At 75.1% G+C, this 26,791-nt stretch carries 21 protein-coding genes and 2 pseudogenes; 19 read left to right on the top strand and 4 right to left on the bottom strand.

Features of this window, described 5'->3' with window-relative positions; genetic code table 11:
* The first annotated feature begins 32 nt into the window (after positions 1-32).
* The 3 genes from B124_RS07245 (at position 33) to B124_RS07255 (ending at position 3,101) form a co-directional block, all read left to right on the top strand.
* Positions 33-1,253, top strand: coding sequence for an inorganic phosphate transporter (locus B124_RS07245; RefSeq protein ID WP_496501842.1), 1,221 nt, complete (start codon positions 33-35; stop codon positions 1,251-1,253).
* 79 nt (positions 1,254-1,332) lie between these two features.
* Positions 1,333-1,575 carry a hypothetical protein gene (locus tag B124_RS07250; protein WP_496501843.1) on the top strand — a complete coding sequence of 81 codons (243 nt, stop codon included), beginning with the start codon at positions 1,333-1,335 and terminating at the stop codon, positions 1,573-1,575.
* Entirely contained in the window at positions 1,572-3,101 is a 1,530-nt protein-coding gene (locus tag B124_RS07255; protein ID WP_496501844.1) for a cobyric acid synthase, read from the top strand. The genes B124_RS07250 and B124_RS07255 overlap by 4 nt, the downstream gene beginning before the upstream one ends.
* Before the next feature lie 426 nt (positions 3,102-3,527).
* Here the strand turns inward: B124_RS07255 and B124_RS07260 are convergent, their stop codons facing one another.
* Positions 3,528-4,493: an SCO1860 family LAETG-anchored protein gene (locus B124_RS07260; RefSeq protein WP_496501845.1), complete on the bottom strand. Its 966-nt coding sequence runs from the start codon at positions 4,491-4,493 to the stop codon at positions 3,528-3,530.
* Between the two features lie 212 nt (positions 4,494-4,705).
* Complete coding sequence (locus tag B124_RS07265) at positions 4,706-5,821, bottom strand: amidohydrolase family protein (RefSeq protein ID WP_496501846.1); 1,116 nt, start codon at positions 5,819-5,821, stop codon at positions 4,706-4,708.
* 409 nt (positions 5,822-6,230) lie between these two features.
* Between B124_RS07265 and ectA the strand changes: the two genes are divergently transcribed.
* From ectA to thpD, 4 genes are all read left to right on the top strand, one after another.
* On the top strand, positions 6,231-6,785 hold the full coding sequence (ectA, locus tag B124_RS07270) for a diaminobutyrate acetyltransferase (protein ID WP_496501847.1): 555 nt from the start codon (positions 6,231-6,233) through the stop codon (positions 6,783-6,785).
* A gap of 55 nt (positions 6,786-6,840) precedes the next feature.
* Positions 6,841-8,109, top strand: a complete 1,269-nt coding sequence (gene ectB / locus B124_RS07275; protein ID WP_496501848.1) for a diaminobutyrate--2-oxoglutarate transaminase — start codon at positions 6,841-6,843, stop codon at positions 8,107-8,109.
* A gap of 105 nt (positions 8,110-8,214) precedes the next feature.
* Positions 8,215-8,613 (top strand): ectoine synthase, encoded by a 399-nt coding sequence (locus tag B124_RS07280; protein ID WP_496501849.1) that lies wholly within the window; start codon positions 8,215-8,217, stop codon positions 8,611-8,613.
* 5 nt (positions 8,614-8,618) lie between these two features.
* Complete coding sequence (thpD, locus tag B124_RS07285; RefSeq protein ID WP_496501850.1) at positions 8,619-9,512, top strand: ectoine hydroxylase; 894 nt, start codon at positions 8,619-8,621, stop codon at positions 9,510-9,512.
* A 140-nt stretch (positions 9,513-9,652) separates the two neighbouring features.
* Here the strand turns inward: thpD and B124_RS07290 are convergent, their stop codons facing one another.
* Together B124_RS07290 and B124_RS07295 are read right to left on the bottom strand one after the other, a co-directional pair.
* Positions 9,653-10,357: a DsbA family oxidoreductase gene (locus B124_RS07290; RefSeq protein ID WP_496501851.1), complete on the bottom strand. Its 705-nt coding sequence runs from the start codon at positions 10,355-10,357 to the stop codon at positions 9,653-9,655.
* A gap of 49 nt (positions 10,358-10,406) precedes the next feature.
* Positions 10,407-11,084, bottom strand: a complete 678-nt coding sequence (locus tag B124_RS07295; RefSeq protein WP_496501852.1) for a histidine phosphatase family protein — start codon at positions 11,082-11,084, stop codon at positions 10,407-10,409.
* 248 nt (positions 11,085-11,332) lie between these two features.
* Between B124_RS07295 and B124_RS07300 the strand changes: the two genes are divergently transcribed.
* The 12 genes and pseudogenes from B124_RS07300 to cbiE form a co-directional block, all read left to right on the top strand.
* On the top strand, positions 11,333-11,572 hold the full coding sequence (locus tag B124_RS07300; RefSeq protein ID WP_496501853.1) for a CbtB domain-containing protein: 240 nt from the start codon (positions 11,333-11,335) through the stop codon (positions 11,570-11,572).
* 33 nt (positions 11,573-11,605) lie between these two features.
* Positions 11,606-12,400 carry a CbtA family protein gene (locus tag B124_RS07305; RefSeq protein WP_496502033.1) on the top strand — a complete coding sequence of 265 codons (795 nt, stop codon included), beginning with the start codon at positions 11,606-11,608 and terminating at the stop codon, positions 12,398-12,400.
* Between the two features lie 186 nt (positions 12,401-12,586).
* Positions 12,587-12,811, top strand: a pseudogene (locus tag B124_RS07310) (cobalamin biosynthesis protein); the annotation flags it as partial.
* Between the two features lie 57 nt (positions 12,812-12,868).
* On the top strand, positions 12,869-13,942 hold the full coding sequence (locus tag B124_RS07315) for a CobD/CbiB family cobalamin biosynthesis protein (protein WP_496502034.1): 1,074 nt from the start codon (positions 12,869-12,871) through the stop codon (positions 13,940-13,942).
* Complete coding sequence (gene cobN, locus B124_RS07320; protein ID WP_496501854.1) at positions 13,939-17,703, top strand: cobaltochelatase subunit CobN; 3,765 nt, start codon at positions 13,939-13,941, stop codon at positions 17,701-17,703. The genes B124_RS07315 and cobN overlap by 4 nt, the downstream gene beginning before the upstream one ends.
* Before the next feature lie 166 nt (positions 17,704-17,869).
* Positions 17,870-20,095 (top strand): putative cobaltochelatase, encoded by a 2,226-nt coding sequence (locus tag B124_RS07325; protein WP_496501855.1) that lies wholly within the window; start codon positions 17,870-17,872, stop codon positions 20,093-20,095.
* The gene (cobO, locus tag B124_RS07330) at positions 20,095-20,706 is read left to right on the top strand and encodes a cob(I)yrinic acid a,c-diamide adenosyltransferase (RefSeq protein WP_496501856.1); all 612 of its coding nucleotides are present in this window, start codon (positions 20,095-20,097) and stop codon (positions 20,704-20,706) included. The genes B124_RS07325 and cobO overlap by 1 nt, the downstream gene beginning before the upstream one ends.
* Before the next feature lie 7 nt (positions 20,707-20,713).
* The gene (locus B124_RS07335) at positions 20,714-22,468 is read left to right on the top strand and encodes a cobyrinic acid a,c-diamide synthase CobB (RefSeq protein ID WP_496501857.1); all 1,755 of its coding nucleotides are present in this window, start codon (positions 20,714-20,716) and stop codon (positions 22,466-22,468) included.
* Entirely contained in the window at positions 22,465-23,193 is a 729-nt protein-coding gene (cobI, locus tag B124_RS07340; protein ID WP_496501858.1) for a precorrin-2 C(20)-methyltransferase, read from the top strand. The genes B124_RS07335 and cobI overlap by 4 nt, the downstream gene beginning before the upstream one ends.
* A gap of 11 nt (positions 23,194-23,204) precedes the next feature.
* The gene (gene cobM, locus B124_RS07345) at positions 23,205-24,026 is read left to right on the top strand and encodes a precorrin-4 C(11)-methyltransferase (RefSeq protein WP_496502035.1); all 822 of its coding nucleotides are present in this window, start codon (positions 23,205-23,207) and stop codon (positions 24,024-24,026) included.
* A 24-nt stretch (positions 24,027-24,050) separates the two neighbouring features.
* The gene (locus B124_RS07350) at positions 24,051-25,259 is read left to right on the top strand and encodes a cobalt-precorrin-5B (C(1))-methyltransferase (RefSeq protein ID WP_496501859.1); all 1,209 of its coding nucleotides are present in this window, start codon (positions 24,051-24,053) and stop codon (positions 25,257-25,259) included.
* Positions 25,260-25,627: 368 nt separating this feature from the next.
* A pseudogene (gene cbiE / locus B124_RS07355) lies at positions 25,628-26,674 on the top strand (precorrin-6y C5,15-methyltransferase (decarboxylating) subunit CbiE); the annotation flags it as partial.
* Between the last annotated feature and the right edge of the window lie 117 nt (positions 26,675-26,791).

Below are 26,791 nucleotides of genomic sequence, written 5' to 3' on the forward strand. Positions count from 1 at the left end.
GGCCCCCGACCATCGAGCCGATTGCTGGGTACATGGAACACCTCACTCTCATCATCGGAGTTGTCATAGTCACGGCTCTGGTGTTCGACTTCACGAACGGGTTCCACGACACCGCCAACGCCATGGCCACCACCATCTCCACCGGGGCACTCAAGCCCAGAACAGCGGTGGCGATGAGCGCAGTCCTCAACCTCGTCGGCGCCTTCCTCTCCGTGGAGGTCGCCAAGACCATCTCCGGCGGCATCATCGACGAAGGGTCCGGCATCCAGCCCGAAGTGATCTTCGCGGGGCTGGTGGGTGCGATCGTCTGGAACCTGCTGACCTGGCTCGCCGGGCTGCCCTCCAGTTCCTCGCACGCCCTCTTCGGCGGCCTCATCGGCGCCACGCTCGTCTCCGTCGGGTGGGGCGGCGTGCACATGGACGCCATCGCGATGAAGGTCCTCATCCCCGCCGTCGCCGCGCCGCTGGTCGCGGGCATCGCCGCCGCAGCCGCGACCCGGCTGACGTACCGGCTGGGCAGCCGCCGCTCGGCGGCCCAGACGGCGAAGGGCTACCGCGCCGGGCAGATCACCTCCGGCGCGCTGGTCTCCCTCGCCCACGGCACCAACGACGCGCAGAAGACGATGGGCGTCATCACCCTGGCACTGATCACCGGCGGCTCCCTCGCCCCCGACTCCGACCCGCCCACCTGGGTCATCTTCTCCGCCGCGCTGGCCATAGCGCTCGGCACGTACCTCGGCGGCTGGCGCATCATCCGCACCATGGGCAAGGGCCTCACCGACATCCAGCCGCCGCAGGGCTTCTCCGCCCAGACCAGCTCGGCCACGGTGATCCTCGCCTCCTCGCACCTGGGCTTCGCCCTGTCCACCACCCAGGTCTGCTCCGGCTCGATCATGGGCTCAGGCATGGGCAAGAAGGGGGGCGTGGTGCGCTGGGGCACTGCCGGCCGGATGGCCATCGCGTGGGCGCTGACGCTGCCGGGCGCGGGGCTGGTCGCCGGCGCCGCGGCGTTCCTCGCCGACCGGGGCGACTGGGGTGTGGTGACGGTCGCGGTCCTCGGCGTCGCCACCTGCGCGGCGATCTGGGCCGCCGCGCGCCGCAACCGCGTCGACCACTCCAACGTCAACGACGTGGACCCGGTGAGCGGACAGGCGGCCCCGGCCGCCGGGGGCGGTCTCGAAGGCCCTGTGGAGCCGGTGAGCATCCCGTCGCCGCGGACCACCTCCGGGCCCGCCTCCCAGGCCACCGTCTGACCGGCAGTCCCACAGACCGGCACCACCCACTGAGCACCACCCGACTGAGCACCACCCGACTGAGCACTGAGGAAACAGCATGGACATCGACTGGGCAGCACTCGGCGAGGTCTTCGGCGTCAGCCTCGTCATGACGGTGGCGCTCGTGGGCCTCTTCACGGTCGGCATCGTCGGCCTGTCACCTAAGACGGAGCCCGGCGGCCCGGACGGCGCCGCGGGGGCGGAGAGCGCACCCTCCGCCCTGGCCAGGACGGGCGCGTACGTATGCTTCACGCTGTGTGCAGCAGCCGTGGCGTACGGGATCTATCTGATCGTCAAGTGACGGCGCGTGCCGGCGGCCTGCTGGTCGCCGGCACGACGTCGGACGCGGGCAAGAGCGTCGTCACCGCCGGCATCTGCCGGTGGCTGGCCCGGCGCGGGGTCTCCGTCGCGCCGTTCAAGGCGCAGAACATGTCGCTCAACTCGTACGTGACCCGCGAGGGCGCCGAGATCGGGCGCGCGCAGGCCATGCAGGCGGCGGCGGCCCGCACCGAGCCCAGCGCGCTGATGAACCCGGTGCTGCTGAAGCCGGGCGGCGAAGCGCACAGCCAGGTCGTGGTGCTGGGCCGGCCGGTGGCGGAGTTGAGCGCGGCGGGGTACCACGGCCGGCGGCAGCGGGAGCTGTTCGACACGGTCACGGAGTGCCTGGAGGAGCTGCGGCGCTCGTACGACGCGGTGATCTGCGAGGGCGCGGGCAGCCCCGCGGAGATCAACCTGCGGCACAGCGACATCGTCAACATGGGCCTGGCGCGGGCGGCGCGGCTGCCCGTCGTGGTCGTCGGGGACATCGACAGGGGCGGGGTCTTCGCGTCGTTCTTCGGCACCACCGCGCTGCTGAGCGCCGCGGACCAGAGTCTGGTCGCGGGCTACCTGGTCAACAAGTTCCGCGGTGACGTCGAGCTGCTGGAGCCGGGTCTTTCGATGCTCCGCGGGCTGACCGGGCGGCAGACCCTGGGGGTGCTGCCGTACCGGCACGGGCTCGGCATCGACGAGGAGGACGGGCTGCGGCTGTCGCTGCGCGGCCGGATGCGGGAGCTGCCGGCCCAGCCGCCGCACGGGGCGGAGGTGCTGCGGGTCGCGGTGGTGCCGGTGCCGCTGATGTCGAACTTCACCGACCTGGACGCGCTGGCCGCGGAGCCGGGCGTCGCCGTGCAGTTCACCGACCGGCCGGAGGAGCTGGCGCACGCGGACCTGGTGGTGCTGCCGGGGACGCGGGGCACGATACGGGCGCTGGCGTGGCTGCGGGAGCGGGGGATCGACGCGGCGGTGGCCCGGCGGGCGGCGCAGGGGCGGCCGGTGCTGGGCATCTGCGGCGGGTTCCAGATGCTGGCGGAGCGGATCAGCGACGCGGCGGGCGTGGAGGCGCGGCCGGCGGAGTCGGTGGCCGGTCTGGGACTGCTGCCGGTGCGGGTGGAGTTCGCGGAGGGCAAGACGCTGGGCCGGCCGTCGGGGACGGCGCTGGGCGAGCCGGTGGACGGGTACGAGATCCACCACGGGGTCGCGGAGGTACGGGGCGGGGAGCCGTTCCTCGCCGGCTGCCGGGTGGGGCAGGTGTGGGGGACGCACTGGCACGGGGCCCTGGAGAACGACGGCTTCCGGCGGGCGTTCCTGCGGCGGGTGGCGGCGGACGCGGGACGGGCGTTCGTGCCGGCGCCGGACACGTCGTTCGCGGGGCTGCGGGAGGAGCAGTTGGAGCGGCTGGGGGACCTGATCGAGGAGCACGCGGACACGAAGGCGCTGCTACGCCTGATCGAGTCCGGCGCCCCGGGCGACCTGCCGTTCCTGCCCCCGGGAGCCCCGACGCGGTAGCGCCTCCGGCGGGGTCCGGGGCCCAGCCCTAGCAGAGTTCGGGGCGGAGACCCGCCGACGTCTCGGGGCACAGCCCCGGGTGGTCCGGGACACAGCCCCGGCGGCAGGGGCACAGCCCCAGCGGGGGGCCGGGGCACAGCCCCGAGGGGCCAGGCGCACAGCCCTGGGGGCCGGGGCACAGCCCCAGCGGGGTCCGGGGCGCAGCCCCGAGGGGGGGCCGGGGCGCAGCCCCGGGGGGTCTCGGGGGCGGAGCCCCCGAGTTTCGGGAAGGGGCGGGGACGGGGAACACCCCCCTCACTCCGCGACCCGCCCCCGTAGCACCGGCACCAAACGCCCCCCGGGCAGGGGACCGGCCCCGGAGGGCGCCGGGGACGTGGCGCCCTACGGGCACGTGCGCGCGGTCACACGCACCCGTACGCGCCCGCCTCAGCCCCTGGTACGCAGCCGGGCCAGCACCACTCCGCTCAGTCCGAGGCCGACGAGCAGCGCCCCGCCGCCGACCAGGTACGGCGTCGCCGAGCTGCCGCCCGTGTCGGCGAGGTGCTGTCCCGAGGCCGGGTCCGCGGCGTCCGCGGGGCCGGCGTCCTGGACCGGCTCCGCGTCCCCGTGCGGCCGCCCGCCGCGCGCCTCGGCCGTGTCCGTACCGCCGCCGGCCGGCGTCTCGCACGCCGCCTCGACGAGCGTCACCTCGCCTCCCACCTCGGCGACGTTCAGCTTCAGCGGGTTCACCGACACCCGCAGCCGCAGCGCCGCGGCACTCGCCGTCGAGCGTGTGGTCTGCGTCTGCGAGAAACCGAGTGACACCTCCCCCGCGCCCGGCACGGTGACCACCGTGGGCGCACCGTCCACGGTGACCGTGACGCGCTCGCCCAGGACCGTGACGGAGCCGAGCGTCCGGGACTCGGCCGACGGCTTCCCGCCGACCGGGCACACGGCCTTCGACGTCACCTCCTCGACCTGGATCAGGGGGAGCGCGGGCAGCCCGGGGACGTGCACCTCGGCGCGAGCGAGGTACGACGACGCCTCGGCGCCGCGGCTGTCGACGGCGGCTTCCGCGGTGGCGACTTCGGCGCGCGCGATGTTCACCACCTCGGCGCCGTCCGGGTGGCCGGCGGCGGCGAGGCCGTCGACCCGTACGTCGAGCGCGGTCTTGTCCGCGGCGCCGGATTCCCGGCCCGCAGCGGGCACGCGGACGTCGTTGAGCGTGGAGACCACCGGCACCTGCACGGACTTGTCGAGCAGGGAGACGTCGAGGTCGGCGCGGAGCACGGAAGCGCCGGCAGAGCCCGTACGGGCCGGTGCGCCGTCGGCGCCGTCGGCGTACGCGGGCGCGCCCAGGAGCAGGGCGGGGCCGGTGGCCAGCGCGGCGGCCGTGACGGCGGTCGCGGGCATGCGAAGCAGGCAGGACAGACGGGACAAGGAACAAACCCCCCACGGGTGAACGGGTGTCGGATCGTCAACTGCCCCGCCATACTTACGCACTCAGGGTGACGCAACGGACACTCTGCGCTCGTTCATCCCAACGAGGGAATCGGGCCCCGGAAGTTGACCCCCGCCCCCGCCCGCCCTCAGCCCGCTCAGTCCGCTCAGTCCGCTCAGTCCGCTCAGCCCACGACGCGGCCCCGCAGCACGACCCGCCGCGGCGCCGTCAGCACCCGCACGTCGGCCCGCGGATCCGCCTCGTACACCACGAGATCCGCCGGCGCGCCCTCCTCGAGCCCCGGCCGCCCGAGCCACTCCCGCGCGCCCCACGTCGCCGCCGAGAGCGCGTCCGCCACCGGGATCCCGGCGGCGACCAGCTCGGCCACCTCCCGCCCGACCAGGCCGTGCGCCAGCGAGCCGCCGGCGTCGGTGCCCGTGTAGACGGGGATCCCGGCGTCGTAGGCGGCGCGCACGGTGGCGTACCGGCGGGCGTGCAGCCGGCGCATGTGGTCGGCCCAGCGCGGGTACCTGGCCTCGCCGCCCGCGGCGAGCTCCGGGAACGTCGCGATGTTGATCAGCGTGGGCACGATGGCCACGCCGCGCTCGGCGAACAGCGGCAGGGTCTCCTCGGTCAGCCCCGTGGCGTGCTCGATGCAGTCGATGCCCGCCTCGACCAGGTCGCGCAGCGAGTCCTCGGCGAAGCAGTGGGCGGTCACGCGGGCGCCGAGGCGGTGCGCCTCGGCGATGGCGGGGGCCAGCGCCTCGCGCGGCCAGCAGGGCCGCAGGTCGCCGGCCTCGCGGTCGATCCAGTCGCCGACGAGCTTGACCCAGCCGTCGCCCCTGCGTGCCTCGCGGGCGACGTACGCGACGAGGTCGGCCGGTTCGATCTCGTGCGCGTAGTTGCGGATGTACCGGCGGGTACGCGCGATGTGGCGGCCGGCGCGGATGATCCGCGGCAGGTCCTCCCGGTCGTCGATCCAGCGGGTGTCGGCGGCGGAGCCCGCGTCCCGCAGCAGCAGGGCGCCCGCGCCGCGCTCGGCGACGGCCTGCTTCTCACTGGTGGCGTCGTCCACGGCACCCCGCGCCTCAAGCCCGACGTGGCAGTGGGCGTCGACGAGGCCGGGCAGCGCCCAGCCCTCGATGTCGACGACGTCGCGCGCGGCGGCCGGCGGCGTGAAGCTGACGCGCCCGCCCACCACCCACAGCTCGTCGCGGGTCTCCTCGCGGCCGGTCAGCACCCGGCCCCTCACACGCAGCACCGGGCCCTCAGCCGAGTGGGCAGTCACGGGGGCAGTCATGCGGGGCACCCTAGCCAACGGCCGGTCCCGGTGATCACCCGGGCGCAGCACAGCTGTCTTCACGCGAAGGAACTAACACGGGGGGCTGGGCATTGACGTATGTTTAACGGCAGTTTATCGTCGCCCCCGCGAAGTGATTTTCCCGTCTTCTTCTGCCCGCTTCCCGGCCAGGTAAACCAGGTAAATTTTCGGCCAGTCATCCTTCTCATTCCGGACAGCGGCCAGAGTCGTTATCAATCCGTTACATTTCGGGCTTGAGCGCTAAGTCACCCCGGGAATTCCGTGAGATACCGGGCATATCCCCTTCGGTTCGCGCGCTCGCGCGTGCCCGCGGATAACACACCTACGTCCCTTTTGTAACCCCTGCCGGCCGTGCGATTTCAATTTCCGCTGGGTAAATTCAATCTGCATGACTGCCGCACAAGCAGACCTAGCAGGCCCCCCCGATAAACCCCGTACGGCGGCTGCAGACGAGACGGGTGTCCGGCTCGACACCCCGCGAATCGAGGACGGCGCCGCAATCTGGCGCATCGCACGGGACTCCGGATCGCTCGACCTCAACTCGTCGTACAGCTACCTGCTGTGGTGTCGCGACTTCGCCGACACCACCGTCGTGGCACGGGACTCGGACGGTGCCCCGGTCGGCTTCGTGACCGGCTATATCCGGCCCGCGCGGCCGGAGACCCTCGTCGTCTGGCAGATCGCCGTGGACGCCGCCCACCGCGGCCGCGGACTCGCCGGCGCGCTGCTCGACGGGCTGACAGAACGTGCGCTGCAAGACCGCGGCATACGGCGCCTCGAAACGACCATCACCCCGGACAACTCCGCCTCCGACCAGCTCTTCCGCTCGTACGCGCGCCGCCACGGCGCCGACGTCGACCGCGACGTGCTGTTCCGCGGGGAGCACTTCCCGGACGGTCACGAGCCCGAGCTGCTGTACCGCATCGGCCCGCTCGCGGGCTGAGCGCACCGCCCCATTCGCACCCCCCGCACATCGGATCATCTCCCAGGAGAACGCTGTGACCATCACACCGCCCGCCCTGAGCGTCTTCGAGACCCTGGAGTCGGAGGTGCGCAGCTACTGCCGTGGCTGGCCCGCGGTCTTCGACCGGGCCCAGGGCAGCTATCTGTACGACGAGGACGGCCACACCTACCTCGACTTCTTCGCCGGCGCCGGATCCCTCAACTACGGCCACAACAACGCCGTGCTCAAACGCGCCCTGCTCGACTACCTGGAGCGCGACGGCATCGTGCACGGCCTGGACATGGCCACCACCGCCAAGCGGGCGTTCCTGGAGACGTTCCAGAACGTCGTGCTGCGCCCCCGCGACCTGCCGTACAAGGTCATGTTCCCGGGCCCGACGGGCACCAACGCCGTCGAGGCCGCGCTGAAGCTGGCCCGCAAGGTCAAGGGCCGCGAGGCGATCGTCTCCTTCACCAACGCCTTCCACGGCATGTCGCTCGGCTCGCTCGCCGTCACCGGCAACGCCTTCAAGCGCGCCGGCGCCGGCATCCCGCTGGTGCACGGCACCCCGATGCCGTTCGACAACTACCTCGACGGCCAGGTCCCGGACTTCCTGTGGTTCGAGCGGCTGCTGGAGGACCAGGGCTCCGGGCTCAACAAGCCCGCCGCCGTCATCGTCGAGACCATCCAGGGCGAGGGCGGCATCAACGTGGCCCGCGCCGAGTGGCTCCGCGGCCTCGCCGAGCTGTGCAAGCGCCGCGACATGCTGCTCATCGTCGACGACATCCAGATGGGCTGCGGGCGCACCGGCGCCTTCTTCTCCTTCGAGGACGCCGGCATCACCCCGGACATCGTCACGCTGTCCAAGTCGATCAGCGGCTACGGGCTGCCGATGTCGCTCACGCTGTTCAAGCCGGAGCTGGACATCTGGGAGCCGGGCGAGCACAACGGCACGTTCCGCGGCAACAACCCGGCGTTCGTCACCGCCACGGCGGCGCTCGACACCTACTGGGCCGACGGCCAGATGGAGCGGCAGACGCTCGCGCGCGGCCAGCAGATCGAGCAGGCGCTGATCGCGATCTGCGCCGAGCACGCCGACACGGACGCCACGTACCGGGGCCGCGGCATGGTGTGGGGGCTCGAGTTCCCCGACCCGGCGCGCGCCGGGCGCGTCTGCCGGCGCGCCTTCGAGCTGGGGCTCATCCTGGAGACCTCCGGGCCGCAGAGCGAGGTCGTCAAGCTGCTGCCGGCGCTGACGACCACGCCGGACGACCTGGACGAGGGGCTGCGCACGCTGGCCCGGGCGGTCCGCGAGACCGCCTGACGGCCGGGGGCGGCCCCGTACCCGCCATGTGGCCGCCGGCGGACAGCCGGCGGCCCGTCCCGAGATCACCCCCCGAAAGACCCGAAAGAGAGGCACTGGAACACCGTGATCGTCCGATCCTTCAAGGAGCTTGAGGGCACCGACCGGCACATAAAGTCCGCGTCGGGCACCTGGGAGAGCAAGCGCATCGTGCTCGCGAAGGAGCGCGTCGGCTTCTCCCTCCACGAGACCGTGCTCTACGCGGGCACCGAGACCACCATGTGGTACGCCAACCACATAGAGGCCGTCGTCTGCGTCGAGGGCGAAGCCGAACTCACCAACCACGAGACCGGCGAGAAGCACGTCATCACGCCGGGGACGATGTACCTGCTGGACGGGCACGAGAAGCACACCATGCGGATCAAGCAGGACTTCCGCTGCATCTGCGTCTTCAACCCGCCGGTCACGGGCCGCGAAGACCACGACGAGAACGGCGTGTACCCCCTGATGACTGAGGAGGACTGAGAACCATGGCCAGCCCGACTGTCACCGACCTCTACCCGACGCGCGGCGCCGAAGAAGTGAGCACGCCGCGTCAGGACCCGGTGGTCTGGTCGGAACCGGGTGCCGACGGGCCCATCCCGCCCTGGGAGCTGGAGGGCTACGAGCGCAACGGCTACCTGACGGTCGACCAGCTGATCACCGCGGAGGAGGTGGAGACGTACAGGGCCGAGCTGGACCGGCTCGTCGCCGACCCGCAGATCCGCGCCGACGAGCGCGCGGTCGTCGAGGCCAGTACGCAGTCCGTACGCTCCATCTTCGAGATCCACAAGATCAGCGACGTCTTCGGCAAGCTGACGCGCGACCCGCGCGTACTGCACCGGGCGCGGCAGATCCTCGGCTCCGACGTGTACCTCCACCAGAGCCGGATCAACGTCAAGCCCGGGTTCGGTGCCACCGGCTTCTACTGGCACTCGGACTTCGAGACCTGGCACGCCGAGGACGGCCTGCCGCGCATGCGGACCGTGTCGGTCTCGATCGCGCTGACGGAGAACTACGAGACCAACGGCGGTCTCATGATCATGCCGGGGTCGCACAAGACGTTCCTCGGCTGCGCGGGCGCCACGCCGAAGGACAACTACAAGAAGTCGCTGCAGATGCAGGACGCCGGTACGCCGTCGGACGGGGCGCTGACGGAGATGGCCGAGGCGCACGGCATCAAGCTGTTCACCGGCGCGGCCGGGTCGGCGACCTGGTTCGACTGCAACTGCATGCACGGCTCGGGCGACAACATCACCCCGTATGCGCGCAGCAACGTTTTCCTCGTCTTCAACAGCGTGGAGAACGCGGCGGTGGAGCCGTTCGCGGCGCCCGTGCGGCGGCCGGACTTCATCGGCGCGCGGGACTTCACGCCGCTGAGGTGACGCGGAGCGCCGCTGCAGTGGACGTGGTCTGCCGTAGTCGTCCACGTACCGCGCCCCCCACCCGGATCTCCGGGCGGGGGGCGCGGGTGCTTCTGCGGCCGGTCGGCTGCGGGTCTCGGCTACGAGCTACGGGTTACGGGCTACGGGACGTCGCAGGCGTCGTCCGCGCAGACGGCGCCGTCGTCGCCGGCGCCCGCCACGGGCTGCAGGCCGCCCGCGGCGGCGGCCTGCTCCAGGGCCTGTGTGAAGACCTGCGCCGGCTGCCCGCCGGAGACGGCGAAGCGGCGGTCGATGACGAAGAACGGCACTCCGGTGGCGCCCAGCTCGGCGGCCTCCTTCTCGTCGGCGCGTACGGCGTCGGCGTAGGCGGTGCCGTCCGCGAGCACCTTGCGCACCTCCTCGGCGTCGAGGCCGGCGCCGGCGGCGATGTCGACGATGGTGTCGTCGTCGCTGATCGGGCGGGCCTGGGCGAAGTTCGCCTCGTACAGCGCGTCGAGCAGCCGGTCCTGCAGCCCGCGCTCCTTGGCGAGGTGCAGCACGCGGTGCAGGTCGAACGTGCCGGTCGAGAACCGGTCGTGGCGCATGCCGAGGCCCTCGGCCGCGGCGGCGGCGCCGACCCGGTCCTCCATGGCCTTCAGTTGGGCGTCGTCGACGCCGTACTTGGCCTTCAGCTCCTCGGCGACGGTCTTCCCGCTCTCCCGCGGCGCCCCCGCGGCCAGCTCGAACGACCGGTGCACGACCTCCACGCCGTCCCGGCCGGCGAAGGCGGCGAGGCCCTTCTCGAACCGGGCCTTCCCGATGTAGCACCAGGGGCAGACGACGTCGGACCAGATTTCTACTCGCATGACCCGGCAAACGGGCAGGGCGGTGGGCGGTATTCCCTCCGGGCCCGCATCAGGCGTCCTCCGAGGTGAGCGGCACCCCGCAGCGCAGGTTCCAGCGGCCGGCGCGGCCGGTCAGCTCGGTGCCGCTCAGCGGCGGCACGTCGAGCCGCCAGAACGCCTCCGAGGGCAGGTCCAGCGCGTGCACCACCGCGGCCCGTACGGCCGCCGCCTCGGCGACGGCGACGACCCGGCGGCCGTCGCGGGGAACGCCGGCACCGTTCGCGCGGGCCGTGCCGGGCACGCCCCGCGGGGCTGCGGGGCCGGTGGCGCTGGCGGGGCCGGTGGGGCCGGTCAGGCCGTCGAGCCACACGCCCACCCGCCCCCGCAGTTGCAGCAGCGACTCCCCGCCGTGCGGCGCCGCCGCCGGATCCGACAGCCAGGCCCGTACCGCCTCGCCCTCCGCCGCGGCCAGCTCCTCCAGCCCCCGCCCGCGCCAGCGGCCAACGTCCCAGTCCGCCAGCTCCGCCTCCGGCTCGGCCGCGAGCCCCAGCGCGTCGGCCGTCTGCCGGCAGCGGACCGACGGCGCGGCGTACGCCGGCGTGTGCGTACGCAGCCGAGCCGCCGCACGTACACCCGCGCGCTCCGCCGCACGTCGGCCCACCGCGTCCAGCGGCTCGTCCGCGCCGAACACCGCGTGCCGCAGCTCGGCGTTGATCGCCGGCGTGACGAGTATCACCCGGACCGTCACCAGCCGTCTCACCTGCCCCTTCCACCACTCCGTCGACGGGGGCCGTATGGCGGCCGACCCGCAGGCGACGGTATCGTCACCCCGTCAACCGAATACGACGGCGCAACGGAAGCCCGGTGAGACTCCGGCACGGCCGCGCCACTGTGAGCCGGACGACGCCCGCCAGGGGCGGAGTCCGGTGAGTCAGACCCGCACCGTCGTGAGCAGCTCCACCGCATGGGACGCGTGATCCCAGGGAGGTTTCCGCCATGGCTCAGTCAGCCGTGTCACCCACGACGCCCGCCGCCGCCGACGGATCGGCCGGTGTCCGTATCGCACCAGTCCCGCTGAAGACCATCGCCCCGTGGGCGCTGTTCGGCGGGGTCCTGATGCTCGTACTGCTGTACTTCGTCGGCGCCGAACAAGGCGCCACGTCCCTGGTGTCCGGTGAAGGCGTGCACGAGTGGTTGCACGACGGCCGGCACCTGCTCGGCTTTCCCTGCCACTGAGCGGGGAGAGCTTTCATGATCTCGGTGATTTCGTTGAATTCCGCTGCCGTGCGCGGATTGCTGCTGCGCGGGATGCTCGCGGGGCTGGGCGCGGGGGTGCTCGCGCTGGTCGTGGCGTACGTCCTGGGAGAGCCGCAGGTCGATGCGGCGATCGAGCAGGAGGCGCACGGGGCGGGCGGCGGCCATGGGCACGGGGCGGCGGCCGAGTCGGGCGGCGAGGACGAACTCGTCAGCCGCTCCCTGCAGTCCACGGCCGGGCTTGCGACGGGGATGCTCGTCTACGGCGTCGCCCTCGGCGGCCTCGCGGCGCTGGCCGTGGCGTACGCACTGGGCCGCGTCGGCCGCTTCGGGCCGCGGGCCACGGCGCTGCTGCTGGCGCTGGTCGGGCTGGTCGCGGTGTATGCGGTGCCGTCGCTGAAGTACCCGGCGAACCCGCCGGGTGTCGGCGACGCGTCCACGGTGGGCGAGCGGACGGCGCAGTACTTCCTGATAGTGCTGCTGAGCGTGCTGCTGGCGGTCGGTGCGGCGGTCGTCGGGCGGGCGCTGGTGCCGCGGCTGGGCGGCTGGTACGCGGCGGTGGCGGGCGGTGCGGTGTTCGTGGCGGCGGCGGGGGCTGCGGTGGCGTTGCTGCCGGAGTCGTCGGTGGCGGTGCCGGAGGGGTTTCCGGCGGACCTGCTGTGGCGGTTCCGGCTGGCGTCGGTGGCGGTGCACGGGGTGGTGTGGGTGGGGTTCGGGTTGCTGTTCGGTGAGCTGGCGGAGCGGCAGTTGGTGCGCGGTGCGGGGCCGGGCCGGGCGCGGCGGGCGGCGGCGGTGTCGGGGGTGGGCTGAGGGGGGTTGTTCCCCGACCCCTCCCCTTCCCGAAACTCGGGGGGCTCCGCCCCCGAGACCCCCCGCGGGGCTGCGCCCCGGCACCCCCTCGGGGCTGCGCCCCTGGACCCCTTGGGGCTACCGCCCCCGCCCGGACCTCCTGCGACCGAACGACCACCGACCTACCACTCCGCACCGAACGGCACCATGAGACTCGACAACGCGTCACGTCCCCTCTCGTACGCCCTGGGCGCCGCCCTGGGCTACGCCGCCGACCACGTCTTCGGCGACCCCCGCCGCGCCCACCCCGTCGCGGCCTTCGGCCGCGCCGCGAGGGCGCTCGAAGACCGCCTGTGGCGCAACACCCGCTCCGCGGGCGCCCTGCACACGGCGCTCTGCGTGGGCGCGACGGTGACCGTCGCGGCCCTGGCCACGGCGGCGAGCCGCGCGGTCGGTACAGCCGCAGGCGCGGGTTGGGGGCGGAGCCCCGTGGAGTGCGGGGGCGGGGCCCCGCGGGAGTCCGGAGCGCAGTCCCCCGGGGTCCAGGGCGCAGCCCCGCGGGGCCCGGAGCGGAGCCCCGTCGCGTCCGGACCGCAGCCCCGCGGGGGTCTTGGGGGCGCAGCCCCCAGGGTTCGGGGCGGAGCCCCCAGGGTTCGGGGCGGAGCCCCGCAGAGGTCCGGGGCGCAGCCTCGGGGGGGTCTCGGGGGCGCAGCCCCTGAGTTTCGGGAAGGGGCGGGGTCGGGGAACAATCGCCCCGCCCACACCACCCGGCCCGGCTTCGCCAAGCCCACCGAGACAGCCCCGCAACGGGCTCGAGAGCGGCGCACCCCGAACAGCGGGATCCGCCGGCACGCCCCCGAGGCCGCCCTCACCGCCCTCTCCGCCTGGGCCGTCCTCGGCGGTGCCTCCCTCCGCCGCGAAGCCCTCGGTATCGCCCACGCCCTCCGCGCCCACGACCTCGACGACGCCCGCCGCCGTCTCCCCCGCCTCTGCGGGCGCGACCCCCACGCCCTCGGCGAAGCCGGCATCGCCCGGGCCGTCGTCGAGTCCGTCGCCGAGAACACCTCCGACGCCGTCGTCGGCGCCCTCCTCTGGGGTGCCGTCGCCGGTGTGCCCGGCCTCGCCGGGTTCCGGGCCGTCAACACCCTCGACGCCATGGTCGGGCACAAGTCCCCCCGCTACCTGCGCTTCGGCTGGGCCGCCGCCCGGCTCGACGACCTCGCCGGGCACCCCGGCGCCCGGCTCACCGCCGCGCTCGCCACGCTCGCCGGGCCCGATCCCCGCGCCGCCCTCCGCGCCTGGCGGCGCGACGGGCCCCGGCACCCCAGCCCCAACGCCGGCCCCGTGGAGGCCGCGTTCGCCGGGGCGCTCGGGCTGCGGCTCGGCGGGGCGCTCTCGTACGGGGGGCGGACCGAGCACCGGGCCGTGCTCAACGCCGAAGGGCGGGCTCCCGGCGCGCACGACATCGAGCGTGCCGTGCGGCTCTCCTCCCGCGTGTGCTTCCTCGCCCTCCTCACCACCACCGGCGCCACCCTGCTCCCCACCGAAGCGAGCCGTGCATGACCACCGTCCTGCTCCTCTCCACCGCCGACACCGACCTCCTCGCCGCCGGCGCCTCCGGCGCCGGCTACCGCATCGCCAACCCCGCCCGCACCGGCCCCGCCGACCTGCCCGCTCTGCTCGACGGCACCGACCTCGTCGTCGTACGGCTCCTCGGCGGCAAGCGCGCCTGGGAGGACGGGCTCGCCGCCCTCCGGGCCGCCGGCGTGCCCACCGTGCTGCTCGGTGGCGAGTCCGTGCCCGACGCCGAGTTGACGGCCGAGTCGTCCGTGCCGGCCGGGGTGGTCGCCGAGGCGCTGCGCTACCTCGTCGAGGGCGGGCCCGCGAACCTCGCCGAGCTGGCCCGGTTCCTCTCCGACACCGTGCTGCTCACCGGCGAGGGCTTCGCCGCGCCGCAGCCGATGCCCGCGTACGGGGTGCACGGCTCGTACGTCCTGAAGGACGACCGCCCCACCGTGGGCGTGCTCTTCTACCGCGCCCACGAACTCTCCGGGAACACCGCCTTCATCGACACCCTCTGCGCCGCCGTCGAGGCGCACGGCGCCAACGCCCTGCCCGTGTACTGCGGTTCGCTGCGCGGCGCCGACCCCGGTCTCTTCGAGCTGCTCGCCCGCGCCGACGCCCTCGTGGCCACCGTGCTCGCCGCCGGCGGCACCCGGCCGTCCGGCGCCTCCGCCGGCGGGGACAACGAGGCGTGGGACGTCGGCGCGCTCGCGGAGCTGGACGTGCCGGTGCTGCAGGGGCTGTGCCTGACGTCGTCGCGCGCCGCCTGGCTGGCGTCGGACGCCGCGCTGTCGCCGATGGACGCGGCGATGCAGGTGGCGATTCCGGAGTTCGACGGGCGGCTGGTCACGGTGCCGTTCTCGTTCAAGGAGGACGGCCCGGACGGCGTGCCGGTGTACGTGGCGGACGAGGAGCGGGCCGCGCGCGTCGCCGGGATCGCCGTGCGGCACGCCCGGCTGCGGCACACGCCGAACGCCGGCAAGCGGATCGGGCTGGTCTTCACCGCGTACCCCACCAAGCACTCCCGCGTCGGCAACGCCGTCGGCCTGGACACCCCCGCCTCCGCCGTCCGCCTGCTCGACGCGCTGCGGGCCGCGGGCTACGCCGTCGAGGGCCACCCGGACGACGGCGACGAGCTGATCCACCGCCTCATCGCCGCCGGCGGGCACGACGTGGAGTGGCTGACGGAGGAGCAGTTGGCGGCGGCGCCGGCGCGCGTGCCGCTGGCCGACTACGAGCGGTGGTTCGCCGCGCTCGACCCCCGGCTGCGGGATTCGGTCGCCGCACACTGGGGGGAGCCGCCCGGCGAGCTGTACGTGGACGGGGACGACATCGTCCTCGCCTCGCTGCGCTTCGGCAACGTCGTGGTGATGATCCAGCCGCCGCGCGGCTTCGGCGAGAACCCCATCGCCGTCTACCACGACCCGGAGCTGCCGCCGTCGCACCACTACCTGGCCGCGTACCGCTGGCTGGACCGCACCTTCGGCGCCGACGCGCTCGTGCACATGGGCAAGCACGGCACGATGGAGTGGCTGCCCGGCAAGGGGCTCGGCCTGTCGGCGGGGTGCGCGCCGGACGCGGTGCTGGGCGACCTGCCGCTGGTCTACCCGTTCATCGTCAACGACCCGGGCGAGGGCACCCAGGCCAAGCGCCGCGGGCACGCCACCGTGGTCGACCACCTCGTGCCGCCGATGGCCCGCGCCGACTCCTACGGCGACCTGGCGAAGCTGGAGCAGCTCCTCGACGAGTACGCGCTCGTCTCCGACCTCGACCCGGCGAAGGCCCCGGCGGTGCGCAGCCAGATCTGGACGCTGGTACGGGCCGCGGAGCTGCACCACGACCTGCACGTGGCGGAGCAGCCGGCGGACGCCGACTTCGACGAGTTCGTGCTGCACGTGGACGGCTGGCTGTGCGAGATCAAGGACGTGCAGATACGGGACGGGCTGCACGTGCTCGGAGAAGGTCCGGTCGGCGCGGCGCGGGTGAACCTGGCGCTGGCGGTGCTGCGTTCTGCGCAGATGTGGGGCGGTGCGGGCGGGGCGCTGCCGGGGCTGCGGGCGGCGCTCGCGGCGCGGGCGGGGCTGGTCGAGGCGGAGCTGCTGGCGGAGCCGGGGGCCCGGATCACGGTGCCGGCGAGGCTGGCGGAGTGGGGCGCCGCACCGGACGCCGCACCGGACGCCGCACCGGGTGCCGGCCGGGCTGCCGGGCGGTCTGCCGAGCGCGGTCCTGCGGCACCCGCGGATGCCCTCGCCGCCCCGCCGGAGCACCGGCCCCCGCCCCTCCGTACCGCTTCCGACGCCATTGACGTGCTGGAGTCCCTGGCCCGTCGCCTCGCGGAGTTCATGGAGGCGAGGGACTGGGCTGCCGACGCCGCACGTCCCGCCGTGGCGGAGGTGCTGAGGACCGAGTGCCCCGACGCCGTGCGGGTGCTGGAGTTCGCAGCCGCGGAACTCATTCCGCGGCTGCGCCGTACCGGCGACGAGATCGGCAACGTCCTCCACGCGCTCGACGGCGGCTACGTCCCCGCCGGGCCGTCCGGCTCCCCCACCCGCGGTCTCGTCAACGTGCTGCCGACCGGCCGCAACTTCTACTCCGTCGACCCCAAGGCCATCCCCTCCCGGCTCTCCTGGGACGTCGGCAGCGCGCTGGCCGACTCCCTCCTCGCCCGCCACCTCGCCGACCACGGCGCGTACCCGAAGTCCGTGGGGCTGACGGTCTGGGGGACGTCCTGCATGCGCACCCAGGGCGACGACATCGCGGAGATCCTGGCGCTGCTCGGCTGCCGCCCGGTGTGGGACGACGCCTCCCGGCGGGTGACGGGCTTCGAGGTGGTGCCGCAGGCGGAGCTGGGCCGGCCGCGCATCGACGTGACGGTACGCATCTCCGGCTTCTTCCGGGACGCCTTCCCGCACGTCGTCGGGCTGGTCGACGACGCGGTGCGGGCGGTCGCCGAACTGGACGAGCCGCCCGAGGCCAACTTCGTACGGGCGCACGCTGACGAGGACACCACCGCCCACGGCGACCGCCGCCGCGCCACCGCCCGCATCTTCGGCTCCAAGCCCGGCGCGTACGGCGCCGGCCTGCTGCCGCTGATCGACGCCCGCAACTGGCGCTCGGACGCGGACCTCGCGGAGGTGTACGCGGTGTGGGGCGGCTACGCCTACGGCCGCGGTCTTGACGGGCGGGCGGCGCGCGGCGACATGGAGGCGGCGTTCCGGCGCATCCAGGTGGCGGCGAAGAACATCGACACGAGGGAACACGACGCGTTCGACGCCGACGACTACTTCCAGTACCACGGCGGCATGGTGGCCATGGTCCGCCACCTGACGGGCGGTTCGCCGGTGGCGTACATCGGCGACAGTGCCGTTCCCGAGCAGGTGAAGACGCGCACGCTCGGCGAGGAGACACATCGCGTTTTCCGCGCCCGGGTGGTGAACCCGCGCTGGACGGCGGCCATGAGAAGGCACGGCTACAAGGGCGCGTTCGAGATGGCCGCCACCGTCGATTACCTCTTCGGCTACGACGCCACCGCGGGCGTGGTGGACGACTGGATGTACGAGAAGCTCGCCGCCGAGTACGTCTTCGACGCCGAGAACCAGGAGTTCATGCGGCGCTCCAACCCGTGGGCGCTGCGCGGGATCGGCGAACGGCTGCTGGAGGCGGCCGAGCGGGGTCTGTGGGCGGAGCCGGACCAGCGGACGCTGGCCCGGCTCCGGGAGATCTACCTCGAACTCGAGGGCGATCTCGAGGGGGAGGAATGATCGGCCTCCACACCCCCGCGGTGGCGGGGAGCAATCGGCGATCTCGTGTTCACGAGTGTCGATCGGAGCACCCCCGCTGCTGCGGGGACTACGCGGTCAGTCTCACGCAACCCCGCACTGCGCCACAGGAACAATCTGCTTCGTCACTCGAAGGAAGGATGAACGCGTGAGCGCTCCCTATCCGTTCGCGGCCGTGGTCGGCATGACCGAGCTGCGGCTCGCTCTGATGCTCAACGCCGTGAGCCCCGCCGTCGGCGGGGTGCTCGTGCGCGGCGAGAAGGGGACGGCCAAATCGACCGCCGTACGGGCCGTCGCCGCCCTCCTCCCCGAGGTCGCGGTCGTCCCCGGCTGCCGCTTCTCCTGCGACCCGGCCGCGCCGGACGCCGGCTGCCCGGACGGGCCGCACGAGACGGGGCGTACGGACGACGTGCGCGCGGCGCGGATGGTGGAGCTGCCCGTGGGCGCGTCGGAGGACCGGCTCGCGGGGGCGCTGGACATCGAACAGGCGCTGGCAGAGGGCCGGAAGACGTTCGAACCGGGGCTGTTGGCCCAGGCGCACCGCGGCGTGCTGTACGTGGACGAGGTCAACCTGCTCCACGACCACCTGGTCGACCTGCTGCTGGACGCGGCGGCGATGGGTGCCAACTACGTGGAGCGCGAGGGTGTCTCGGTGCGGCACGCGGCGCGCTTCCTGCTGGTGGGCACCATGAACCCGGAGGAGGGTGAGCTGCGCCCGCAGTTGCTCGACCGGTTCGGCCTGACGGTCGAGGTCGCCGCGTCCCGCGAGCCGGCCGAGCGGGCGGAGGTGGTGCGGCGGCGGCTCGCGTACGACGCGGACGCGGCCGGCTTCGCGGCGCGGTGGGCGGCGGAGGAGGACGCGCTGCGGGCGCGGATCGCGGCGGCCCGGGCGCTGCTGCCGGCGGTGGCGCTGGGCGATGCGGCGTTGCGGCAGATCACGGCGACGTGCGCGGCGTTCGAGGTGGACGGGATGCGTGCGGACATCGTCATGGCGCGGGCGGCGACGGCGCTGGCGGCGTGGTCGGGGCGTACGGAGGTGGCGGCGGAGGACGTACGGCAGGCGGCGCTGCTGGCGCTGCCGCACCGGCGGCGGCGCAACCCGTTCGACGCGCCGGGGCTGGATGAGGAGAAGCTGGACGACACGCTGCGCGAACACGGAGGGCCGGGGGGAAGTGGGCCGGAGCCCGACCCCGATCCGGACGGCGGCGGCGGTGGCGGCGGCGGTGGCGGTGGGGCGGGGCCCGGGGACGTGGACGGACCGCAGGAGCCGGCGCCGCAGGAGCAGGGGGCGCAGCAACCGGCCCCGCAGCACCCGCCCCGTACAAGAACCGCCGAGCCCGCCGACCCTCCCGGCTCCGCCCCCGCCCCCGCCGCCACCCGCGCTCCGGCGGAGGATCCCGGCACCGGGCCCCACCCGCCCGGGGCCGCCCCGCCGCCCGGCGATCCGCAACCCGCCACCCCCGCGGCACCCTCCGCGCGCTTCCGCCCCCGCCGCCTCGACGTGCCCGGCGTCGGGGAGGGCGCCGCCGGCCGCCGCTCCCGGGCCCGTACCGCGCACGGCCGCACCACCGGCGCCCGCCGCCCCCGCGGCGCCCTCGGCGCCCTGCACCTCGCCGCCACCGTCCAGGCCGCCGCCCCGCACCAGCGTGCCCGCGGGCGCCGCGGCCCCGGCCTCGTCGTCCGCCGCGGCGACCTGCGCGAGGCCGTCCGCGAGGGCCGCGAGTCGAACCTCGTGCTCTTCGCCGTCGACGCCTCCGGCTCCATGGGTGCGCGGCAGCGCATGGGCGCCGTGAAGGGCGCGGTGCTGTCGCTGCTGCTGGACGCCTACCAGCGCCGCGACAAGGTCGGCCTGGTCACCTTCCGCGGCCGGGAGGCGGAGTTGGCGCTGCCGCCGACCTCGTCGGTGGATGCCGCGGCGGCCCGCCTGGAGCGGCTGCCCACCGGGGGCCGCACCCCGCTGGCCGCCGGGCTGCTGCGGGCCCGCGAGACGCTGCGCGTCGAGCGGCTGCGGGACCCGGCGCGCCGCGCGCTGCTGGTCGTCGTCACCGACGGCCGGGCGACGGGCGGCCCGGACCCGGTCGGCCGGGCGGCCCGCGCGGCGCGGCTGCTGGCGGCGGAGGGAGTCGCGTCGGTGGTCGTCGACTGCGAGTCGGGGCCGGTGCGGCTGGGGCTCGCGGGTGAGCTGGCCCGCGAGCTGCGGGGGACGGCGGTGACGGTGGGCGAGCTGCGGGCGGAGGCGGTCGGTGCGCTCGTACGGGAAGTCCGCGCGGACCGGGGCGCGCTGGTCGTACGCGCAGGAATCGGCGGACGCGGGGAACGCGGGGGACCCAGCCCGGCGCGTCCCGCCGGGCGTGGTTCGAGGAGGGCCGCCTGATGCCGAAGGGACAGCCCGCCGCCGTACCGGACGACGGCCTGACGACGCGGCAGCGCCGCAACCGGCCGCTGGTCGTCGTGCACACGGGCACGGGCAAGGGGAAGTCCACGGCCGCGTTCGGGCTGGCGCTGCGGGCCTGGAACCAGGGCTGGCCGATCGGGGTGTTCCAGTTCGTGAAGTCCGCCAAGTGGCGGGTCGGGGAGGAGCGGGCGCTGCGGGTCCTCAGCGCGAGCGGCGAGGGCGGCACGGTGGCGTGGCACAAGATGGGCGAGGGCTGGTCGTGGATCCAGCGGCCACCCCGGGACGACGCCGAGCCGGACAACGAGGCGAGGGCCCGCGAAGGCTGGGAGCAGGTCAAGCGGGACCTGGCGGCGCAGACGTACCGGCTGTACGTGCTCGACGAGTTCGCGTATCCGATGCACTGGGGCTGGGTGGACACCGACGAGGTGGTCGAGGTGCTGCGGGACCGGCCGGGCAGCCAGCACGTCGTCGTCACCGGCCGCAACGCACCGGCGCCGCTGGTCGAGTTCGCCGATCTCGTCACGGAGATGGGCAAGGTGAAACACCCCATGGACGCGGGCCAGAAGGGCCAGCGGGGCATCGAATGGTGAGCATTCTGTGATCGACATCCCCCGGCTCGTCATCGCCGCACCGGCCTCCGGCAGCGGCAAGACGACGGTCGCGACGGGCCTGATGGCGGCGTTCGCCGCCGCCGGCCTGACCGTCTCGCCGCACAAGGCGGGCCCCGACTACATCGACCCCGGCTACCACGCGCTCGCGGTCGCCGGCTCCCCGGACGGCGGGCGCCCGGGCCGGAACCTGGACGCACACCTGTGCGGCCCCGGCCTCGTCGGCCCGCTGTTCGCGCACGGCGCGGCGGGCGCGGACGTGGCGGTCGTGGAGGGCGTGATGGGCCTGTACGACGGCGCCTCCGGCGCCGGCGAGTCGGGCTCGACGGCGGAGCTGGCGAAGCTGCTGCGGGCTCCGGTGGTGCTGGTGGTCGACGCCTCGGGGCAGTCGCGGTCGGTGGCGGCGCTGGTGCACGGGTTCGCGTCGTGGGATCCGGAGGTGCGGATCGGGGGTGCCGTCCTGAACAAGGTCGCCTCCGACCGCCACGAGTCCCTGCTGCGCGAGGCCCTGGACGGCGCGGGGGTGCCGGTGCTGGGCGCGCTGCGCCGGGACGCGGAGCTGGCGGCACCGTCGCGGCACCTGGGGCTGGTGCCGGCGGCGGAGCGCCGTCCGGCGGCGGTGGCGGCGGTACGGGCGCTGGCGGCGCGCGTACGGGAGTCGTGCGACGTACCGGGGCTGCTGTGGCTGGCGCGGACGGCGCCGCCGCTGGCGGTGGCGGCGTGGTCGGCGGTTGACGCGGTGGCGGGGGCGGTGGCGGGGTTGCCTCCGGCGGGGACGGCGGAAAACACGGTGGCGGGTGCGGGGTTGTCGCTGTCGGAGGAGACGGAAGCGGGCTCCGGGCTGCCCGGAGGACCCGGCCCGCAGGACATCGGCGGGGCTCGACCCGCGACGGGGGCCGGGGGGCGGAGCCCCCGAAACCGGACCGGCGCGGAGCTGTCCGCTGGGCCCGGCGCGGGGGGCTCCGCCCCCGGAACCGCGACGGGGGCCGGGGGGCGGAGCCCCCGAGGTGCGCCGCGCGCCGCAGGCGCGGGCGCCACCGGGGGCCCGGGGGCCGGCCCCCGGTTTCGGGAAGTGGGGGTACCGCCCACGCCCCCCAGGGCGGAGGGGGAGGGATCGGGGAACACCCCCCGCCCCGCCGGGCGGCCCGTGGTCGCCATCGCGTCCGGACCGGCCTTCACGTTCTCGTACGCCGAGCACGCCGAACTCCTCACCGCCGCCGGCGCCGACGTCGTCCCCTTCGACCCCCTGCACGACGAGGCCCTCCCGCCCCGCACCCGGGCCCTCGTCATCGGCGGCGGCTTCCCCGAGGTGTACGGCGCCGAGCTGGCCGCCAACGAGCCGCTGCGCCGCGGTGTCGCCCGCCTCGCCGCCACCGGCGCGCCGGTGGCCGCCGAGTGCGCCGGCCTCGTCTACCTCGCCCGCGACCTCGACGGCGCGCCCATGTGCGCGGTGCTGGACGCCCGGGCCCGGATGACCGACCGGCTCACCCTCGGCTACCGGGATGCGGTGGCCGTCGCCGACAGCGCGCTCGCCGCCGCCGGCACCCGGGTGCGGGGGCACGAGTTCCACCGCACCGCGCTCGACCCGCCCGCCGGCGAGACGCCCGCATGGGGGATGACGCGGCCGGAGCGGCGCGTCGAAGGATTCGTACGGGGCGGAGTCCACGCCTCGTATCTGCACGTGCACTGGGCCGCCGCCCCCGCCATGGCGCGCCGGCTCGTCGAAGGGTGTGAAGCGGCATGAGCATGCGACTCGTCGGCGTCGGGGTGGGCCCCGGCGACCCGGAGCTGGTCACGGTGAAGGGCGCGGGCGCGCTGCGGGCGGCGGCGGTGGTCGTCGTCCCCGTGCTGGAGGGCGGCGGCAGGGGCCGCGCCGAGGCGACGGTCCTGCACTACGTGGCGGGGGCGAAGGTCGTCCGCGTCGTCTTCGCGCTCAACGAGCGCAGCGACGCCGCGCGCCGCGAGGCGGCGTGGGACGCGGCCGGCGCCCGGGTCGCGGAACTGCTGCGCGAGCACCGCTCGGTGGCGTTCGCCACCCTCGGCGACCCGAACGTGTACTCCACCTTCACCTACCTCGCCGAGACGGTCGCCGCCCTGCTCCCCGGCGTACGGGTCGAGAGCGTGCCGGGCATCACCGCGATGCAGGACCTGGCGGCGCGCGGCGGCACGGTGCTCGCGGAGGGCACCGAGCCGCTGACGCTGGTGCCGGTGACGGCGGGCACGGCGGTGCTGAAGGAGGCGCTGGAGGGGCCGGGGACGGTGGTGGCGTACAAGTTCGGCCGGCAGGCGGGCGAGGTGGCGGGGGCGCTGGCGGAGACGGGCCGGCTGGAGGGGGCGGTGTGGGGGTCGTCGCTGGGTCTTGCGGAGGAGTCGGTGCGGCCGGCGGCGGAGCTGGGGGCGGAGCCGCTGCCGTACCTGTCGACGCTGATCGCGCCGGCGCGGCGGACGGGGCGGGGGGAGAAGCTGTGACCGGGACGGGGGTGCCGGGGCAGCGGCCGTACGCCACCGGGAAGGTGACGTTCGTCGGGGCCGGGCCGGGGGCGGCGGACCTGCTGACGTTCCGCGCCGCCCGCGCCATCGCCGAGGCGGACATCGTGATCTGGGCGGCGAGCCTCGTCCATGAGGACGTGCTGCAACACGCCCGCGCGGACGCGGAGATCATCGACTCGGCGGCGGTGCCGCTGGAGGAGGTCGTCGCGGTCTACGCGCGGGCGGCCCGCGAGGGGCTGCGGGTGGCGCGGGTGCACTCCGGCGACCCGGCGCTGTGGGGCGGCACGCAGGAGCAGGTGGAGCGGTGCGCGGAGCTGGGTCTTGCGGTGGAGATCGTGCCGGGGGTCTCGTCGTTCTCGGCGGCGGCTGCCGCGGCGGGGCGGGAGCTGACGGTCCCGGAGGTGGCGCAGTCGGTGATCCTCACCCGGCTGGGCGGCGGGAAGACGCCGATGCCGAGCGGGGAGGACGTACGGGAGTTCGCGCGGCACGGCACCACGATGGCGGTGTTCCTGTCGGCCGCCCGCTCCGGCCGGCTGGCGGCGGAGCTGCTGGCGGGGGGCTACGGGCGTCAGACGCCGGTGGTCGTGGCGTACCGCGTGACGTGGCCGGACGAGCTGGTGGTGCGCTGCACGGTCGGCACGCTGGAGGCGGCGGTGAAGGAGCACCGGCTGTGGAAGCACACGCTGTTCCTCGTCGGCCCGGCGCTGGCGGCTGCGGGCACGCGGTCGCATCTGTACCACCCGGGGCACTTCCACGGCTTCCGGCGGGCGGACCCGGAGGCGCGGAAGGCGCTGCGCGGGGGCGGGGCGTAAAGAGCACCGGGAGGAGGGGAGCGGATGCCCGGCGAGCGGGAAGCGGAGGCGGAGGGCCCGGTGGGTTCCGGGGGTTCAGTGGGCCCGGACCTGCGGGAGCCGGACCTGCGGGAGCCGGACCTGCCGCGTACGGCGAAGGTGCGGCCCAAGGCGCTGCGTACGGGATGGACCACCGGCACCTGCGCGTCGGCCGCCGCGCGGGCGGCGACGCTGCTGCTGGCGACGGGGGAGGTACGGCGGTGGGTGGAGGTGGCGCTGCCGTCGGGGCGGCGGGTGACGTTCGCGGTGGAGCGGGCGGAGGAGCTGCGGCCGGGGCGTACGGAGGCCGTGGTGGTGAAGGACGCGGGCGACGACCCGGACGTCACGCACGGCTCGCACCTCACGGCGACGGTCAGTTGGCGGCGGGGGCCGGGGCTGGAGCTGCACGGCGGCGTGGGGGTGGGGGTGGTGACGAAGCCGGGCCTGGGCCTGGAGCTGGGCGGGCCCGCCATCAACCCCGTACCGCGGCGGATGATCACGCAGGCGGTGGCGGAGGTCGTGGACCTGGGGCGGCGGGGCCTGGACGTGACGATCAGCGTGCCGGACGGGGAGCGGCGGGCGCGGAAGACGACGAACGCGCGGCTCGGGATCCTGGGCGGCATCTCCATCCTCGGTACGACGGGCATCGTGCGGCCGTTCTCGACGGCGTCGTGGCGGGCGAGCGTCGAGCAGGCGGTGTCGGTGGCGGCGGCGCAGGGCGAGACGGCGGTGGTGCTGTGCACGGGCGGGCGGACGGAGCGGGGGGCAATGGGGCTGTTGCCGGGGTTGCCGCCGGTGTGCTTCGTGGAGGTGGGCGACTTCACGGGGGCGGCGCTGCGGAGGGCGGTGGCGCGGGGGGTGGAGCGGGTGGTGTTCGTCGGCATGGTCGGGAAGCTGACGAAGCTGGCGGCGGGGGTGCTGATGACGCACTACACGCGCTCGAAGGTGGACCCGGGGGTGCTGGCGGAGATCACGCGGGCGGCGGGCGGCGCGGAGCGCCTGGCGGCGGCGGTGGCGGAGGCGAACACGGGGCGGCACGCGTACGAGTTGTGGGAGGCGGCGGGTCTGCTGCCGGCGGCGGGACGGGAGTTGTGCGGCCGGGTGGCGGAGGTGCTGGAGCGCTTCACGGAGCGACGGGTCGCGGCGGAGGCGGCGTTGGTGGACTTCACGGGGCAGGTGCTGGTGGCGCGGAGCGACGGGGGGTTGCTGTCGTGATCACGGTCATCGGCTGCGGAACGGGCTCGCCTCCGGCGCGGATCGGGGAGGCGGAGCTGGTGGTGGGCGCGGCCCGGCACCTGGCGGAGGCGGAGCTGCCGCGGGGCGCGGAGTGCGTGACGCTGGGACCGCTGGGTCCGGCGCTGGAGCGGATCGCGGCGTATGTGGAGGGGGTTGAGGGTCCGGGGGCGGAGCCGCGCCGGAGGTCCGGGGCGGAGCCGCGCCGGAGGTCCGGGGCGCAGCCCCGTGGGGGGTCCGGGGCGCAGCCGCGCGGGGGGTCCGGGGCGCAGCCGCGCGGGGGGCTCGGGGGCGGAGCCCCTGAGTTTCGGGAAGGGGCGGGGACGGGGACACCCCCCCGACCCCGCACCCGCGTAGTCGTACTCGCTTCCGGCGATCCCGGGTTCTTCGGCGTCGTCCGCGTCCTCGCAGACCGCTTCGGCCCCCACCTCCTCGACGTCCGCCCCACCGCCCCCTCCCTCGCCGTCGCCTTCGCCCGCGCCGGCCTCCCCTGGGACGACGCCGCCGTCGTCAGCGCCCACGGCCGCGACCTCCGCACCGCCGTCAACGTCTGCCGTGCCCACCCCAAGACCGCCGTCCTCACCGGCCCCGGCGCCGGCCCCGCCGAACTCGGCGCCGCCCTCGCCGCCTCCGGCGTACCCCGCACCCTCCTCGTCGCCACCGCCCTCGGCTCCGCCGAGGAGGACCTCGTACGCCTCTCCCCCGCCGACGCCGCCGCCCGCCCCTGGGCACCGCACACCGTCAACGTCGTCCTCTGCCTCGACGAACGCCCCGGCCGCACCGTCGCCCCGACCCCGCGCACCCTCGCCGGCCCCGGCCCGTACCCCCTGACCCGCCACCGCGGCACCGGCTGGGCCCTCCCCGAGGCGGACTTCGACCACCGCGCCGGCATGGTCACCAAGTACGAGGTCCGCGCCCTCGCCCTCGCCCGGCTCGCGCCCCGGCTCGGCGAGCTGGTGTGGGACGTGGGCGCCGGGTCCGGTTCTGTGGCGGTGGAGTGCGCGCGGTTCGGGGCCGCCGTCGTCGCCGTGGAGCGGGACGCCGGGGGCGTCGGCCGGATCCGGGCGAACGCGGCGGCGCACGGCGTGGACGTACAGGCCGTGCACGGCACCGCCCCCGCCGCGCTGGCCGGACTGCCGGACCCGGACGCGGTGTTCGTCGGCGGCGGGGGCGGGGACGTGGCGGAGGTCGTCGCGGCGTGCGCCGCGCGGGCGCGCCGGGCGGTGGTCGTGACGCTGGCGGCCGTCGACCGGGTGCCGGGGGTACGTGCCGCGCTGGCGGCGGCGGGGTTCGGGGTGGACGGTGTGCTGCTGCAGTCCTCCCGGCTGGCGCCGCTGCCCGGGGAGGTCACGCGGCTCGCGGCGATGAACCCGGTGTTCGTCCTGTGGGGTCTCCGCGATACGGGGAGGGAGCGCGCGGACATGCGCACGCACGCGGGCACGGACACGTGCACCATCGCCGGAGGCCAGTACGACGGGGCGGGTGCGGGGCAGGGGGTTGTCCCCGTCCCCGCC

It is taken from the genome of Streptomyces sp. CNP082 (assembly GCF_059570535.1).

Bases quoted from the DNA above. Each gene is read 5' to 3' on its own strand.
- B124_RS07245 (WP_496501842.1), top strand. From the start codon at position 33: ATGGAACACCTCACTCTCATCATCGGAGTTGTCATAGTCACGGCTCTG.
- B124_RS07250 (WP_496501843.1), top strand. From the start codon at position 1,333: ATGGACATCGACTGGGCAGCACTCGGCGAGGTCTTCGGCGTCAGCCTC.
- B124_RS07260 (WP_496501845.1), bottom strand. From the start codon at position 4,493: ATGCCCGCGACCGCCGTCACGGCCGCCGCGCTGGCCACCGGCCCCGCC.
- B124_RS07265 (WP_496501846.1), bottom strand. From the start codon at position 5,821: ATGACTGCCCCCGTGACTGCCCACTCGGCTGAGGGCCCGGTGCTGCGT.
- ectA (WP_496501847.1), top strand. From the start codon at position 6,231: ATGACTGCCGCACAAGCAGACCTAGCAGGCCCCCCCGATAAACCCCGT.
- thpD (WP_496501850.1), top strand. From the start codon at position 8,619: ATGGCCAGCCCGACTGTCACCGACCTCTACCCGACGCGCGGCGCCGAA.
- B124_RS07290 (WP_496501851.1), bottom strand. From the start codon at position 10,357: ATGCGAGTAGAAATCTGGTCCGACGTCGTCTGCCCCTGGTGCTACATC.
- B124_RS07300 (WP_496501853.1), top strand. From the start codon at position 11,333: ATGGCTCAGTCAGCCGTGTCACCCACGACGCCCGCCGCCGCCGACGGA.
- cobN (WP_496501854.1), top strand. From the start codon at position 13,939: ATGACCACCGTCCTGCTCCTCTCCACCGCCGACACCGACCTCCTCGCC.
- cobO (WP_496501856.1), top strand. From the start codon at position 20,095: ATGCCGAAGGGACAGCCCGCCGCCGTACCGGACGACGGCCTGACGACG.
- cobI (WP_496501858.1), top strand. From the start codon at position 22,465: ATGAGCATGCGACTCGTCGGCGTCGGGGTGGGCCCCGGCGACCCGGAG.
- B124_RS07350 (WP_496501859.1), top strand. From the start codon at position 24,051: ATGCCCGGCGAGCGGGAAGCGGAGGCGGAGGGCCCGGTGGGTTCCGGG.